Below are 14,861 nucleotides of genomic sequence, written 5' to 3'. Positions count from 1 at the left end.
CACCATGCTTGATCCCTCTTTCTTCAGCTATGTCACGGTAATGTCGATAACCCCCGGCCCCAACAATCTGCTGCTGGCGACCTCCGGGGTCAACTTCGGCATACGGCGTACACTGCCAATGTTATTGGGCGTTCTGATCGGCTGCGCGTTGCAAACGGCGCTGATGGGGATGGCGCTGGAGCTGTTGCTTAGTGGAATGAGCGCGGTAAGAGTACCGCTCACCGTGGTGGGGTGTGCCTATCTGCTATGGCTGTCGTGGAAAATTGCGCGTGTGTCCGCGCTGGAACTGAATGGAAAAAGTAAGCCGCTCACCCTGCTTCAAGGCGCGTTATTCCAGGCGGTCAACCCCAAAGCCTGGCTGATGTCCAGCAACGTGGCGCTGCTCTATGCGGCCAACAGCGGTGTTTTAACCGTCATGATCGGCTTTATGGCGCTGAATCTGCCGTGCATTCTGCTATGGGCGGCGCTTGGCGATCGCATCGGCAAGCACCTTCAGGATCCCAGAAAACTGCGGTTGTTCAACGGCGTGATGGGATTGTCGCTGGTGATCACCGCCCTCTGGATGCTGGTGGAAGCGATCAATCTCGCCCCATAACTTATTTTGCCTGCTTACGCAGCAGATAAACAAAGTAAGGCGCGCCAATAAACGTCGCCAGCAATCCAGCCGGAATTTGATACGGGAACATCACCATTCTGCCGCACCAATCGGCCATCACCATCAATCCGCCGCCCAGTAACGCGGAACAACAAAGCTGCGGCATGACGCGGCTAAATCCCATCATACGCGCCAGGTGCGGCGCCATCAGGCCGACGAAGCTCATTGGCCCCACCAACAGCGTTGACATCGCGGTGAGGATCGCGGCCAGCAACAGCACCAACAGACGAACCGGGGTGACGGCCACGCCCAACGCGCGTGCCGTCGTCGTCCCCAATGGCAGAATGCGCAACCAGCGCTGACAAAGCGGCACCACCAGCAACAACACGCCGGCAATCGCGGCGGTCCTCAGCGCATCAGCCGCTTCCACCCCATAGGTCGAACCTGATAACCAGGTCAGTACGTTGCCCATGCGCGGATCGCCACTGGCCAGCAGCAGCGAGATCACCGTGGTGAAAGCCATGCTCAGGGCTATCCCGGCCAGCAGCATGCGCTGTGTGGAAAACCCGCCTTGTCCGGCCACCGCCACCATGATCAACAGCGTTAACGCCGTACCCGCGCTGCCTGCCGGCAGCAACCAGACAAAGGCGTTACCGGGGACAAAAAACAGCAGGATAATCACGCCAAATGACGCGCCCGAACTGATCCCCAGCACTTCCGGGCTGCCCATTGGATTACCCGTCAGTTTCTGTATCAATGTCCCCGCCACCGCCAGCATCATCCCCGCCGCCAATGCCGCCAGAATACGCGGCCAGCGCCACGGCAACAGTTCCGTAAACAGTTCGCCGCCGCTCCAGTGCCACCCTTGCGCATTTTTCCCCAGCAGCAAGGCGACCAGCGTTATCGCCACCAGCACTACGCCGCCCAACGCCAGCCACCATCCCCACTGGCGACGTTCGACGACGGACGCCCCGGCATGATCCATTAGCGCAGGAGAGCCATGACTGCGTAAGCGTGGCAGCAGCCACAGTAATAACGGCGCGCCCAGCAATGCGGTGGCCGCGCCCGTCGGCACCTCGCGCCAGACAGACGTCAGCCAGATCACCCCCTGATCGGCGACGACCAACAGCAACGCGCCCAGTAACGGCGCCAGCCAGAGGCGATGCCACAGACGTCTGGCCCCCAGCATTTTAGCCAGCAGCGGCGCGAACAGGCCGATGAAACCGATAATCCCCACCGCATTCACTAATTGCGCTCAGGAAAATCGCCACCCCCAGTGCGCTCAACCGCGCCAGCGACAGCCCAAGCCCCAGATTACGCGCCACGCCGTCATCCAGCCCAAGCAGGGTCAGCGGCCGCAGCAGCAGCAACGACAAACAAAAGCAGATCAGCTGGCGCGGCAGCACAAACTGCACATTGCGCCAGTCCTGCTGATTCAATGCGCCGCTGCTCCACAGAAACAAATTTTGCAGTTGTTCATGGTGAAACAGCGCGAATAACTGGTTCACCGCCCCGCAGTAAAAACTCAGCACCAGCCCGGCCAGGATCAGGGTGACCGGCGAAAGCCGTTTTCCCCAGGCGACGCCAAACACCAGCGCGCCCACCGTTAATGCGCCGATCATCGCCGCGATCTGCTGAATCGCCATTCCCCCCGGCACCGACCACAGCGTCACCACCGTAATGCCCAGTTGCGCCCCGGACGCAATCCCAAGCGTCGACGGTTCCGCCAGCGGATTACGCAGCACCTGCTGGAATAAGACGCCGCATAACCCCAGACCCGCGCCGACCAGCAGGGCAAGCACCATGCGCGGCAGCAAACTATAGTGAAACAGTAATTGACGAATATCGTCGTTATTCGGCTGCCAGAATCCTTGCAGCCATAGCGCCACAGGCAATTGACGCTGTAAATTGTACGCGCCCAGACTCAGCGCTATCGCCAGCAACAGGCCGATCAGCAGGATGGACAACGCCTGTTTTTTAACCGCGATCACCCCGCGCCTCCAGCGCCTGCGCCAGAACCTGAGCGAATCGCATGGCCGACAGCGTGCCGCCATACAACCAGACCGCAGGCACTCGTTGCCAACGCTGTTCGCGGATAAACGGCATCGCCTGCCACAGCGGACTGCGCGCCACCTGCGCGATCAACGCGCTGTTGCCATGATCGAAACAGAGCGCATGCGCATGATCAATTTCCGCCAGACGTTCAATCCCCACCACCGCGCTGCCCCAGAAATTGGTTTCGCCCTGCCAGGCGTTTTCGATGCCAATATCATCCATCACTTCCTGAAACAAACTGTTTTTACCCATCACCAAGACATGACGCTCATCCAACAGCGATAATAGTAATAGCGGGCGTTGGGTATAAGGTTGCAGCCTGATGGCCGACTGGCGCATGAATTGTGCAAGCCGCGCTAAATGTTGTTCCGCCGCGTCAGGGATACCCAGCGTAGCGGCTAGTTTCACCAGCGATGTTCTGGCGACCGTCAGCGGTTTACCATTATTGTCACTAAACCCGAACCCCAGAATGGGTGAGATACGGGTCATCTTTTGGACCGAAGGGCCATAGCCTTCCGAATACAGAATAAGCGAGGGTTTCAGTAAAGTCAGTTGTTCCAGATTGGGTTCGGTACGCAACCCGACGTCAATCACCCGCTCCGGGAGGGCCGGTTCACTCACCCACAAGCGATAGTTCGGTTTATCCGCTATCGCCAGCGGCGTGATCCCCAGCGCCATCAGTAGCTCTGCCGGCAGCCATTCAAGCGCGACTATCCGTTCAAGATCGGGATACGCCGCGCCATAACTGGTTGAGGAATATATCAGGGGAGACAGCAACAAGGCGGTCAATAGACGGCGTCGCTGGTGATCCGGCAACGCTGCGGGAAGAAGTAATTCAGTCATGGTCAGCAAACATAACTTACCGGCGCGCCGCCGCCGGGATGAGGCAATATTCCCATCGGGATGCCGTAGATACTCTCCAGCACGTCGCTTTGCATCAACGCAGCCGGTTCACCTTGCGCAATCATTTCCCCACGGCGCAACGCCACCAGATAATCACAGTAACGGGCCGCCATATTGATGTCATGCAAAACGGCAATCACCGTCAGCCCCCGTTCCCGGCTCATACGTTGAATGAGCGCCAGCACCTCGACCTGGTGGGCGATATCCAGCGCCGAAGTGGGTTCATCCAACAACAGGCAGCGGCTATCCTGCGCCACCGTCATCGCCAGCCAAGCGCGTTGTCGCTCGCCGCCGGATAAGCTGTCCACCAGCCGATGGGCGAACGCGCTCAGCCCCACCAGCATGATCGCTTCGTCCACTTTTTCCCGATCGGCACGCCCGAAACGCCCCAGCGCGCCATGCCAGGGATAACGCCCTATCGCGACCAGTTCACGCACCGTCATGCCATCCGCCGCCGGCAACTGCTGGGGCAGATAGGCAACCTGTCGGGCAAAGGATTTGCTGTCCCAGTTTGCCGCGGATTGCTCACCCAGCAGCACGTTGCCGCCGCTGGCGGACTGGTGGCGACCAAGAATTTTCAACAGCGTGGATTTCCCTGAGCCATTGTGTCCAATCAAACCACAGACTTTACCGACCGGAAATGTCAGCGACAACGGATGCAGTAATGTACGACCGGTGATGGAAAAACTTACCGCATCCAGTGTGAATGTGGCATCTGGCAATCTATTACGATTTTGCATAACGTTTTGGTGTTCAATGAAAATCAAGGGGAATGATTAACCGGCATCAGGCCAAAGAGAAACGATAATGATTAATATAAAGGTTGCATAATAGGCTTAACGGGATTGTCTCCGCAAGATATTTACCGCACGAGGATTTAAGCGTGCGTAAGAAAATTCCCTGTCTCTTAGCCACAATTTTTACTGATAACGGTATATCCCCGTCATACTTCCCATTGCAGGCGCGTTGGCCGCACCCGCCACATAGCCCATCCGTGGGCCTCTGGCAAAGGCGGCGCCGCGTGGTTCCTTTGCCGCAGGGAGATAAGCTGTTGCCTCATCCCTCTCCCTCGGTTGTGGCAAAAACAGGAATATCGGGGGAAATAACGTATTACTGACCAAACATTTCCCGGATCCAGTCGGCCACGCCCTCGCCGCTCTGCTGCTCTTGCTGCGGGGCCTGTTGCTGAGCGACCTGACACAGCGATTGCGGATTATCCGTCCAGACCGGCAGCGTTCGTCCGGCGCTGCTGCCATTGCAGACAAAATTGCCGCTGGCATCAATCGTCATGGTCGCGATCCCTTCCGGCGGCGTCAGCATCAGCGGCAACGGCGTTTGATTTTCCAGATAGCGGCGATAAATGGTCAGCGCGCCGTTGGCGCCCGTCAGTTTTGCCGGGCCGTTGTTATCGCGCCCCACCCAACTGATCGCCACTTCTTTGCCGTCCACCCCGGCAAACCAGCTATCACGCAGATCGTTGGTCGTACCGGTTTTCGCCGCCAGATGATAATTGGGGAATTTCACCGCCAGCGAACGGGATGTCCCGCGCGCCACCACCTGCTGCATACCGTATAGCGTCAGATAAGCCGCTTGCGCCGGAACCGCGCGTTCCGCCTGCGGGAAGCTCTGATACAACACCGCGCCATCTTCCGCAATCACCGAGCGCAACGCCGACAACGGCGCACGATTGCCGCCGCTGGCAATCGTCTGATATTCCTGTGCCACTTCCATTGGCGTCAGACTGATGGCTCCCAGCAACATTGCCGGTACAGGCTGAATGACGTTATCAGGGATACCCAACCGTTTCAGCGTTGCGGTAACCTGATCCAGACCAACGGCCATGCCCAGATTCACCGTCGGCACATTCAGGGAGTTTGCCAGCGCATCAACCAGCATCACGCGGCCCCTGAATTCACGATCATAGTTTTTCGGCTGCCACAATTGCCCGTTGGGTTGCCTGAGCGAGAGCGGTTCATCCGCCAGCCAGGTGTTCAGACGATAAACATCGGGCTGGCTTAACGCCGTGAGGTAGGTTGGCGGCTTCGCCAGAGAACCGACGGGTCGGCGCGCCTGCAATGCACGGTTGAATCCGGCATATTGCGTCTGCGAACCGCCGACCATGGCGCGGATCTCACCACTGAAGCGGTCGACAATCACCATAGCCGATTCCAGATCGTTCACTCCCCTCGCGGCCCGCAACGCGGGGATCCCCTCTTCCACTGCTTTTTCCGCCGCATCCTGTGAGACGGGATCAAGCGTGGTAAAGATTTTTACGCCCGACAGATCGTTAACCTTATCGCCCAGCCGTTGCTGCAACTCCTGCCGCACGACTTGCATAAAAGCAGGCTGCGGACTGATAACGCCCCCTTTGGGTTGCACACCCAGCGGGCGAGCGCTCAACATATTGTAGAGATCGGCGTCGATAACCTGTTGATTTTGCAATAAACGCAATACCAGATTACGTCGTTCCAGCGTGATCCTGGGATTACGCCACGGATTATACAGCGACGCGCCTTTTACCATGCCCACCAGCAACGCCTGTTGATCCAGACTCAGTTCATTAACCGGACGACCAAAGTAATACAGGCTAGCCAATGGGAAACCGCGGATCTGGTCGCTGCCGCTCTGACCGAGATACACTTCGTTCAGATACAGTTCCAGAATGCGATCTTTGCTGTAGCGATAATCCATGATCAACGCCATATACGCTTCGTTGGCTTTACGCCACAAAGAACGCTCATTGGTCAGGAACAGGTTTTTCACCAACTGCTGCGTCAGGGTGCTTCCCCCCTGTACCGCGCGTCCGGCGGTAATATTCGCCAGAAACGCCCGCCCGATCGAATACAAACTGATCCCATCATGTTCGTAGAAGTGGCGGTCTTCGGTCGCGATAAGCGTATCGACCAGCAGATCGGGGAAACCAGAACGCGGCACAAACAGACGTTGCTCGCCATTCGGCGACTGCATCATGGTGATCAGCTTCGGATCGAGGCGGAAGAAACCGAAATTACGCTGGTTATCCAGATTCTGGATCTGCGCCAGACGATCATTGTTAAACGTCAGACGTGCGCGGATCTGCCCTTCTTTACTGTCCGGGAAATCAAACGGACGCCGCAGCATTTCAATGCTGTTGCCGCGAACGCTAAACTCTCCCGGTCTGGTGATGCGGCTGACCTGACGATACTGCATGCCTTCCAGCAGACTAATCATCTCTTTCTGGTTGTAAGACATGCCCGGTTCAAGGTTAACCATCCGGCCATATACCGCCGCCGGCAGTTGCCATACCTTGCCTTCGATACGGCTATGGATCTGACTGTCGAGGTACACGCCATAAATCGCCAACACGACCGCAAAGACCAGAGACAGTTTGATAAACAGTCCCAGCCAGCGCCGTTTCTTACGCGGTTTCTGCGTCATCGAATCCTCATCGTCATAGCGGTCATCGTCGTTAAAATCATCCTGATCATCTTCATAATCATCATCATAGTCATCGTCCCTGTGACGCCGTATCGCCTGCCTGCGTGTAGGTTTTCGTCCTGACGCCCTTCCTTTGCGCCCGATAGGTTCGCGATCATCCCGAGACATTACTGTTGCTTCTCCATCAGGTTGTTAACGGCCACCTGCGCTGCGCTCAAGCCGTCTACTCTGTTTCCGCCGTACATATCAAGGAAGCGGAAACGTCTGAAATTATTGATTCTGATATTTCCTGGTGCGTCTGGTCGGCGCTGTATTTGCCGGGTCGTCGGGCCACACATGTTTCGGATAACGCCCTTTCATCTCTTTTTGCACTTCACGGTAAGCGCCTTGCCAGAAGGCCGCCAAATCACGCGTAATCTGCAATGGACGTTGGGCCGGCGATAAGAGCGCCAACACCAGCGCCACCCGTCCTTCCGCCAGCCGCGGGCTTTGCCGTTCGCCAAACATTTCCTGTAGCCGTACCGACAGCACCGGCGGTTTATCTTCATCATAGGCGATGGGCAAACGGCTGCCGCCGGGCACAGTGTAATGGCTCGGCAGCGCACTATCCAGCCGCTGACGCAAAGGCCAGTCCAGCAACCGCAGCAACGCGTCGCTCAGATCCACCTGCCGTAAGCCGCGCAAATCACGCACACCGGCTAAAGATGGCAGCAACCAGGATTCCAGCGTGGCCAGCAATGTTTCCTCATCCACCCGCGGCCAGTCAACTTCCGGCAACCATTGCCGGGCGCATTGCAAGCGGGCGCGCAACTGCGCCGCCGCCGGTTGCCAGTTTAACGCCGCCAACCCGTGTTCCCGCAACCAGCCCAACATCGCCAGGTGTAGCTCTTCATCAGACGGTTTCGTCAATGGACGCGTCTGTAATATCAGGTGACCAATCTGACTGCGTTTGCTGGCGCGCAACGTGCCTTTTTCCTCGTCCCACTGCACGACATTATGCTCGCTGACCAACATCGGCAACTGCCGCGCCAGTTGGTCGATCTCCAGGGGCAACGCCAGCAGGATGTGCGCATCCGCTGAGTGACTGTTATGCAATAGCGCGGGCGCCAACAGCCAATCCGCGCCAGACAGCGCATCATCGTCCGCCATCATCGCCCCGATGCCGCCAGCCAGTTGATAGCGGCCATCCTGACCGCGCCGCCGGGCAATGCGATCGGCAAAAGTCTGTGCCAGCAACCAGGCGGCCCACGCGCTATCGATACGACTGGATACCGGCGCCAGACGGCGCGTTAGTTGCTGTCCGCGCCGTATCCAGTGCGGCAATGGCCGATGCAGCCAGTCCAGCAGATTAATCGATCCGCCGCGCGGCGGCTCCTCAAGGATCGCCGCCAGACACCCCGCGGTCGTCAGCACATCGTCGCTTTGTACATCAATGCGATGTCCGGCGGCGGCGAAGAGCATGGTTGCCAGCCTGACATCGCAACCCAGCGCGGCGATCTTGCGTCCTGCGGCAGTCAGCCGATCCTGCTGATCGGTAATTTTCAACCGGCTCAGCAAATCCCGGGCTGATTGCAAGGTGGCAGGCGGCGGCGTATCCAGCCACGTAAGCTGCGCCGTATCCGTACAACCCCACTGCAATAAATCCAGCCAGAAACTGCTCAGATCGCTATTAAGTATTTCGGCATCGCTTTGCGCCGCCGCGCGCTCAGCCTGCTCACGCGAACAGAGATGCCAGCAAATCCCCGGACTCAGACGCCCGGCGCGTCCGGCGCGCTGCGTCATGGATGCCTGGCTGATGCGCTGCGTGACCAATCGGGTTAAGCCGCTTTTCACGTCGAAACGCGCCACCCGCTCCAGACCGCAATCAATAACCAGACAAATGCCTTCGATGGTCAGGCTGGTTTCCGCAATATTGGTCGCCAGCACCACTTTACGGCGCCCCGTCGCCGACGGCAGGATCGCTTTTTGCTGTTCCGCCAACGTCAGCGCGCCGTACAACGGACACAAATCCACCTCATCCGTTATGCTGTTTTCCAACAGCGCCTGCACGCGTTTAATTTCGGCCACGCCGGGTAAAAATAGCAGCAGCGAACCGGCCTGCTCCGCCATAAGACGCCTGACCTGACGGGCGACGCCCTCCTCCAGCCGCTCCTGACTGTTCAGCGGCATATAATGACGCTCGACCGGATAACTGCGCCCCGCGGATACAATGCACGCCGATGACGGCAATAGCGCGGAAAGCCGCGTATTATCCAGCGTGGCGGACATGATCAGCAGTTTCAGATCCTCACGCAGTCCTTGCTGCACATCCAACAATAACGCCAGCGCCAGATCAGCTTGCAAACTACGCTCGTGAAACTCATCCAGGATCACCAGCGCGACGCCCTGCAACTCGGCATCCTGCTGCAATAGACGCGTCAATATCCCTTCGGTGACCACTTCCAGACGCGTCGCGGCGCTAACCCGACTTTCCGCCCGCATCCGGTAACCCACCGTCCGCCCCGGCTCTTCGCCCAATTGCTGAGCCAGCCGCCAGGCCACGCTTTTCGCCGCCAATCGGCGGGGTTCGAGCATGATAATCCGTCCGTGCAGATTACCCTGTTGCAGCAGTTGCAGCGGCAGCCAGGTGGATTTCCCGGCGCCGGTAGGCGCATTAAGCAACACCTGAGGCGAAGTATGCAGCGCCGAGACGACATCATTTAATACGGCGCTGACGGGCGGTAAAATCACAGAACTCTCCGTAAAGGTTAACTTTCAGCGGCTGGCATTGTAGCATCGAATGAAAGTCGCATCGGATGAGAAGAGAGATAGAGATGCCTGTCGCCCGCCGGTTGTTTTTTGCCTTAACGCTACCCGAAGAAATCCGGCAGGATATTATTCGCTGGCGCGCTGAACATTTCCCGCCTGAAACCGGTCGTCCGGTGGCCGCCGCCAACCTTCACCTGACGTTGGCTTTTCTGGGCGAGGTGAGCGAACAGAAAGAACAGGCGCTGCGCACGCTGGCGGGACGCATCAGTCAGCCTGAATTTGCCGTCAACCTGAATGACGCCGGACAATGGCCGCGCCCCGGCGTGGTCTGGATCGGATGCCGACAGGCATCGCACGGCCTGCTGCAACTGGCCGGATTGCTACGCTCGCAGGCGGCCCGCAATGGCTGCCATCAAACGTCCCAGCCCTTCCATCCTCATATTATCCTGCTGCGCGGCGCGACCAGACCGGTGACCTTACCGCTTGCCGATTTCAGTTGGTCGGTAACGATGGATCATTTCTCGCTTTATCAATCGCTGTTTGAGAGCGGCAGAACTCGCTATCAGACAGTGGCTAGCTGGCCGCTGACCAAACCACGCTTACAATAGGATACCCATGCAATTCACGCCACGCTTGCAACCAGCCAGACTGATTAAACGCTACAAACGCTTTCTCGCCGATGTGGTCACGCCGCAGGGCGAAACATTCACACTGCACTGCGCCAACACCGGGGCGATGACGGGGTGTGCGACGCCGGGCGACACCGTCTGGTATTCGACATCCGCGAATCCGAAACGCAAATATCCGCACAGTTGGGAACTAACGCAAACGCAACATAACGACTGGATTTGTGTCAATACAGTGCGCGCCAACACATTATTGCATGAAGCCCTGGCGGAAAATCGGATCGCCGAACTGACGGGCTACACCACCGTAAAGAACGAAGTGAAATATGGTGCGGAAAATAGCCGTATTGATCTGCTGTTACAGGCGGAAGACAAGATTAACTGCTATATTGAGGTTAAGTCCGTTACATTATTGCAACATGGACGGGGTTACTTTCCTGATGCGGTCACCCTGCGGGGGCAGAAGCATCTGCGTGAACTGCAACAGATCGTGACCCACGGTGAACGCGCCGTTCTGTTTTTTGCCGTGCTGCACTCCGGGATCGCGCAGGTTTCTCCCGCACGGCATATTGACCCGCGTTATGCGGAATTATTAATGGCAGCACAACAGCAAGGGGTTGAAATTCTATGTTATGCCTCCACGTTATCTCCTGATGGCATCAGGATTACGCACAAGTTGCCGTTATTATAAGTAGATAAATAAAGTGAACATGGCGATAACACGCTAACACGTTGTTTATCATCTGATGATAATTGGTTGTTCCTAACACTTTATCAGGCCGGTGTCAGGAATCATTGCCAACCTAATCTCCATCTGCTATTTATAGCGGCCTGTTTTTTCCCCTTAGGGGATCGATATACCCAGAGTGATTGAAGTGACGGCCTGGCAACAAATAAAGGCATTCTGAATAACTTATCAAAATAAGTAATTCAGGTAAGTTAAAGAAGCCAACCCTTTATGGTGACCGGCAACGCATTAACTTCAACTAAGCAGGGTATGGTGCGTGTCGTGTTATGTAGGAGAAGCAACATGCAAGAAGGGCAAAACCGTAAGACATCTTCTCTGAGCATTCTCGCAATTGCCGGAGTAGAGCCGTATCAGGAGAAGCCGGGCGAAGAGTATATGAACGTTGTTCAACTCGCTCATTTCAAGTGTATTCTTGAAGCATGGCGCAACCAACTCAGGGATGAAGTGGATCGTACTGTATCGCATATGCGTGATGAAGCCGCGAATTTCCCTGATCCCGTTGACCGTGCGGCACAAGAAGAAGAATTCAGCCTCGAACTGCGCAATCGCGACCGTGAGCGTAAGCTCATCAAGAAGATCGCCAAAACATTGCAAAAAATCGAAGATGAAGACTTTGGTTTCTGTGATTCCTGTGGCGTGGAAATCGGTATCCGCCGTCTGGAAGCGCGTCCCACCGCTGATCTGTGTATTGACTGCAAAACACTGGCGGAAATACGCGAAAAGCAAATGGCCGGATAACCATCCGCCATGCAAAATGCCTGCCCTGCGATATAAATCCGCGCAGGGTAGGCTTTATCATTTATGTCCTTATGCCTGGAACAACAGATTACGTTGGGCGCTTTGCCCCCTCGCCTTCCGGCGACCTGCATTTTGGTTCGCTGATTGCCGCGCTAGGCAGTTATCTTCAGGCTCGCGCTCAACGCGGACGCTGGCTGGTGCGTATTGAAGATATCGACCCTCCCCGTGAAGTTCCCGGCGCGTCATCCCGTATTCTCTCCCAACTCGAACATTACGGCCTGTATTGGGACGGCGACGTTGTCTATCAATCACAACGCCATACGCTCTACCTTGACGCGCTTCATCGACTTCACCAAGCCGGATTGAGCTACTATTGCACCTGTCCCCGCCGCCGCATTCAGCAACTGGGCGGGCGCTATGACGGCCATTGCCGTGATCTTGACCGCCCGGCGCAGCAGGCCGCGCTGCGCTTACGGCAAACCACCCCGGTTCTCCATTTTCATGACCGCCTGCGCGGTGAGATTCATGCTGATCGCGCCCTGGCGGAAGAAGATTTTATTATCCACCGCCGGGACGGGCTGTTTGCCTATAATCTGGCGGTAGTCGTTGATGATCATCAGCAAGGGATCACGGAAATCGTGCGCGGCGCCGATCTGATTGAACCGACGGTACGACAAATTTCGCTCTACCATTATTTGGCTTATCAGTCGCCCAATTACATTCACTTGCCGCTGGTGCTGAATCACGCAGGACAAAAGCTCTCCAAACAAAACCATGCCCCCACGTTGCCGGCAAGCGACCCCAGGCCGATTATTGTCGCCGCGTTGCAATTTCTGCACCAGCCATTGCCGGAAAGCTGGCAGGACTTAACACTTGCGGCGCTGCTTGAGTGGTCGATCGCGCACTGGTCGCTGGATAAAATCCCGACCGAGGCGGCAATAAACCGCTCGACAGTCACATGATTATTCTCAAAGAGGGTTTGGTGAGCTATGATTAGCCGCTATTTTTCGGTTGTGCCTTTATTTATCCATCACTATCGAGGTGTATTATCTTTACCCGAGTCGCTAATTTTTGCCGTAAAGTACTGAATCGTGAGAACGAAACGGTCGAGCACCAGGAACCGCGTCAGCATCTGACGGTAATCCCGCGTGACCAGCATAATATTTCACGCAGTGATATCAGCGATAATGCGCTGAAAGTACTTTATCGTCTGAACAAAGCGGGCTACGAGGCTTATCTGGTCGGCGGCGGCGTTCGCGACCTGCTGCTGGGCAAAAAGCCGAAAGATTTTGATATCACCACCAATGCGACCCCCGAACAGGTGCGTAAGCTATTTCGCAACTGCCGTTTGGTCGGTCGCCGTTTCCGTCTGGCTCACGTGATGTTCGGGCCTGAAGTGATTGAGGTCGCGACGTTCCGCGGTCATCACGACCAGCATCAGGAGCAGCAGGAAGTCAAGAATTCCGCCCAGCAAGCGCAGAGCGGCATGCTGTTACGCGATAATATTTTTGGCTCGATTGAGGAAGATGCCCAGCGTCGTGATTTTTCCATCAACAGCCTGTATTACACGATTTCCGACTTCACTGTTCGTGACTACACCAATGGGTTGAATGACCTGCGTCAGGGGATCATTCGCATGATTGGCGACCCTGAAACCCGCTACCGTGAAGATCCGGTGCGCATGCTGCGCGCCGTGCGTTTTGCCGCCAAACTGGGTATGACCATTAGCCCGGAAACCGCCCAACCGATCCCGCGTCTGGCGGCCTTGTTGCATGATATTCCCGCCGCCCGGATGTTCGAAGAGTCGCTGAAGCTGCTGCAAACCGGTTACGGCTACCCAACCTACAAAATGCTGTGCGAATATCAGTTATTCCAGCCGCTATTCCCGTTGATTAGCCGCCACTTTACCGAAGCGGGCGATACCACGCTGGAGCGGATGGTGGAGCAGGTTCTTAAAAATACCGACCAGCGTCTGCAAAACAATATGCGTGTTAACCCGGCGTTTCTGTTCGCCGCCATGTTGTGGTATCCGCTGATCGAACATGTGCAAAAGCTGGCGCAGGAAAGCGGACTGGCGTATTTCGATGCCTTCTCGCTGGCAATGAACGATGTGCTGGATGAACAGTGCCGTTCACTGGCTATTCCTAAACGTATTACCTCTTTAGTGCGCGATATCTGGCAATTGCAGTTGCGCCTGTCGCGCCGTCAGGGGAAACGGGCGTATAAGCTGATGGAACATCCGAAATTCCATGCGGCTTATGATCTGCTTTGCTTGCGCGCTGAAATAGAAAACCATCAGGAATTGCTGCGTCTGGCCGCATGGTGGGGGGAGTTTCAGGTTGCCGCGCCGCCGCTACAGCAAAATATGCTGAAATCATTGGATGACGGCCCGATGCCGCACCGTCGCTCTCGCCCCCGCCGACCACGCAAGCCAGCGGCAATACGCAGGGAAAACGCCGGATGACGCGCGTTTTTGTGGCGCTGGGCAGCAATCTGGCCCAGCCGTTACAACAAGTGCGCGCCGCGTTGACCGCGCTGGATACTGTGCCGCTCACCCGCGTGAGCATATGTTCCTCATTTTACCGCAGTCGCCCGCTTGGTCCGCAGGATCAGCCGGATTATCTTAATGCGGTCGTGGCGCTGGAAACCGATCTGAGCGCCGTACAGTTGCTCGACCATACGCAGGCGATTGAGCTTGAGCAGGGGCGTGAGCGCAAGGCGCACCGTTGGGGGCCACGCACGCTGGATCTGGATATTCTGCTGTTTGGCGACGTAGTGATTGATACGGCCCGTCTGACGGTTCCTCATTACGATATGAAAAATCGCGAGTTCATGCTGTATCCGCTGGCCGAGATCGCGCCTGATCTGGTGTTCCCGGATGGTGAATCACTTGCTCATCGCCTGGCCCGCGTCGATCGCAACGGCCTGACGTACTGGGATGACGATAACCACCCATAACTCGCGCCGCCCCCATGAGCGGTTGTTTTCGATTGACAACAGAAACTTGCAGGATAAGGGTATATCCCTGCAC

General features: G+C 56.6%; 11 protein-coding genes and 1 pseudogene. 7 read left to right on the top strand and 5 right to left on the bottom strand.

The features are described from left to right. Positions 1-4 precede the first annotated feature (4 nt). Complete coding sequence (locus DES54_RS07025; RefSeq protein ID WP_113865898.1) at positions 5-595, top strand: LysE family translocator; 591 nt, start codon at positions 5-7, stop codon at positions 593-595. Position 596: 1 nt separating this feature from the next. Here DES54_RS07025 and fhuB read toward each other — a convergent pair. From fhuB to hrpB, 5 genes and pseudogenes are all read right to left on the bottom strand, one after another. Continuing rightward, positions 597-2,583: pseudogene (gene fhuB / locus DES54_RS07020) on the bottom strand (Fe(3+)-hydroxamate ABC transporter permease FhuB). Continuing rightward, positions 2,573-3,493: a Fe(3+)-hydroxamate ABC transporter substrate-binding protein FhuD gene (fhuD, locus tag DES54_RS07015; protein ID WP_113865974.1), complete on the bottom strand. Its 921-nt coding sequence runs from the start codon at positions 3,491-3,493 to the stop codon at positions 2,573-2,575. The pseudogene fhuB and the gene fhuD overlap by 11 nt, the downstream one beginning before the upstream one ends. Positions 3,494-3,495: 2 nt before the next feature. Continuing rightward, positions 3,496-4,293, bottom strand: a complete 798-nt coding sequence (fhuC, locus tag DES54_RS07010; protein ID WP_113865972.1) for a Fe3+-hydroxamate ABC transporter ATP-binding protein FhuC — start codon at positions 4,291-4,293, stop codon at positions 3,496-3,498. A gap of 370 nt (positions 4,294-4,663) precedes the next feature. Next, positions 4,664-7,138 (bottom strand): bifunctional glycosyl transferase/transpeptidase, encoded by a 2,475-nt coding sequence (mrcB, locus tag DES54_RS07005; RefSeq protein WP_113865896.1) that lies wholly within the window; start codon positions 7,136-7,138, stop codon positions 4,664-4,666. 102 nt (positions 7,139-7,240) lie between these two features. Beyond that, positions 7,241-9,700 (bottom strand): ATP-dependent helicase HrpB, encoded by a 2,460-nt coding sequence (hrpB, locus tag DES54_RS07000; protein ID WP_113865894.1) that lies wholly within the window; start codon positions 9,698-9,700, stop codon positions 7,241-7,243. 83 nt (positions 9,701-9,783) lie between these two features. Between hrpB and thpR the strand changes: the two genes are divergently transcribed. The 6 genes from thpR (at position 9,784) to folK (ending at position 14,788) form a co-directional block, all read left to right on the top strand. Continuing rightward, entirely contained in the window at positions 9,784-10,326 is a 543-nt protein-coding gene (gene thpR, locus DES54_RS06995) for an RNA 2',3'-cyclic phosphodiesterase (RefSeq protein ID WP_113865892.1), read from the top strand. Positions 10,327-10,333: 7 nt separating this feature from the next. After that, positions 10,334-11,035, top strand: a complete 702-nt coding sequence (gene sfsA, locus DES54_RS06990; RefSeq protein ID WP_113865890.1) for a DNA/RNA nuclease SfsA — start codon at positions 10,334-10,336, stop codon at positions 11,033-11,035. 339 nt (positions 11,036-11,374) lie between these two features. Beyond that, the gene (dksA, locus tag DES54_RS06985) at positions 11,375-11,830 is read left to right on the top strand and encodes an RNA polymerase-binding protein DksA (RefSeq protein ID WP_113865888.1); all 456 of its coding nucleotides are present in this window, start codon (positions 11,375-11,377) and stop codon (positions 11,828-11,830) included. A gap of 71 nt (positions 11,831-11,901) precedes the next feature. Continuing rightward, positions 11,902-12,792, top strand: a complete 891-nt coding sequence (gluQRS, locus tag DES54_RS06980) for a tRNA glutamyl-Q(34) synthetase GluQRS (protein ID WP_113865887.1) — start codon at positions 11,902-11,904, stop codon at positions 12,790-12,792. Positions 12,793-12,878: 86 nt separating this feature from the next. Beyond that, entirely contained in the window at positions 12,879-14,294 is a 1,416-nt protein-coding gene (gene pcnB / locus DES54_RS06975; protein ID WP_147247271.1) for a polynucleotide adenylyltransferase PcnB, read from the top strand. Beyond that, entirely contained in the window at positions 14,291-14,788 is a 498-nt protein-coding gene (folK, locus tag DES54_RS06970) for a 2-amino-4-hydroxy-6-hydroxymethyldihydropteridine diphosphokinase (protein ID WP_113865883.1), read from the top strand. Before pcnB ends, folK begins: the two co-directional genes overlap by 4 nt. Positions 14,789-14,861 lie beyond the last annotated feature (73 nt).

The sequence above is a fragment of the Brenneria salicis ATCC 15712 = DSM 30166 genome (assembly GCF_003315515.1).
GTDB lineage: Bacteria > Pseudomonadota > Gammaproteobacteria > Enterobacterales > Enterobacteriaceae > Brenneria > Brenneria salicis.
This window is presented reverse-complemented; position numbering and strand designations above follow the sequence as displayed.

What these genes read in the sequence shown, in the direction of transcription:
- DES54_RS07025 (WP_113865898.1), top strand. Translation starts at nt 5, where the DNA reads ATGCTTGATCCCTCTTTCTTCAGCTATGTCACGGTAATGTCGATAACC.
- fhuD (WP_113865974.1), bottom strand. Translation starts at nt 3,493, where the DNA reads ATGACTGAATTACTTCTTCCCGCAGCGTTGCCGGATCACCAGCGACGC.
- fhuC (WP_113865972.1), bottom strand. Translation starts at nt 4,293, where the DNA reads ATGCAAAATCGTAATAGATTGCCAGATGCCACATTCACACTGGATGCG.
- mrcB (WP_113865896.1), bottom strand. Translation starts at nt 7,138, where the DNA reads ATGTCTCGGGATGATCGCGAACCTATCGGGCGCAAAGGAAGGGCGTCA.
- thpR (WP_113865892.1), top strand. Translation starts at nt 9,784, where the DNA reads ATGCCTGTCGCCCGCCGGTTGTTTTTTGCCTTAACGCTACCCGAAGAA.
- sfsA (WP_113865890.1), top strand. Translation starts at nt 10,334, where the DNA reads ATGCAATTCACGCCACGCTTGCAACCAGCCAGACTGATTAAACGCTAC.
- dksA (WP_113865888.1), top strand. Translation starts at nt 11,375, where the DNA reads ATGCAAGAAGGGCAAAACCGTAAGACATCTTCTCTGAGCATTCTCGCA.
- gluQRS (WP_113865887.1), top strand. Translation starts at nt 11,902, where the DNA reads ATGCCTGGAACAACAGATTACGTTGGGCGCTTTGCCCCCTCGCCTTCC.
- folK (WP_113865883.1), top strand. Translation starts at nt 14,291, where the DNA reads ATGACGCGCGTTTTTGTGGCGCTGGGCAGCAATCTGGCCCAGCCGTTA.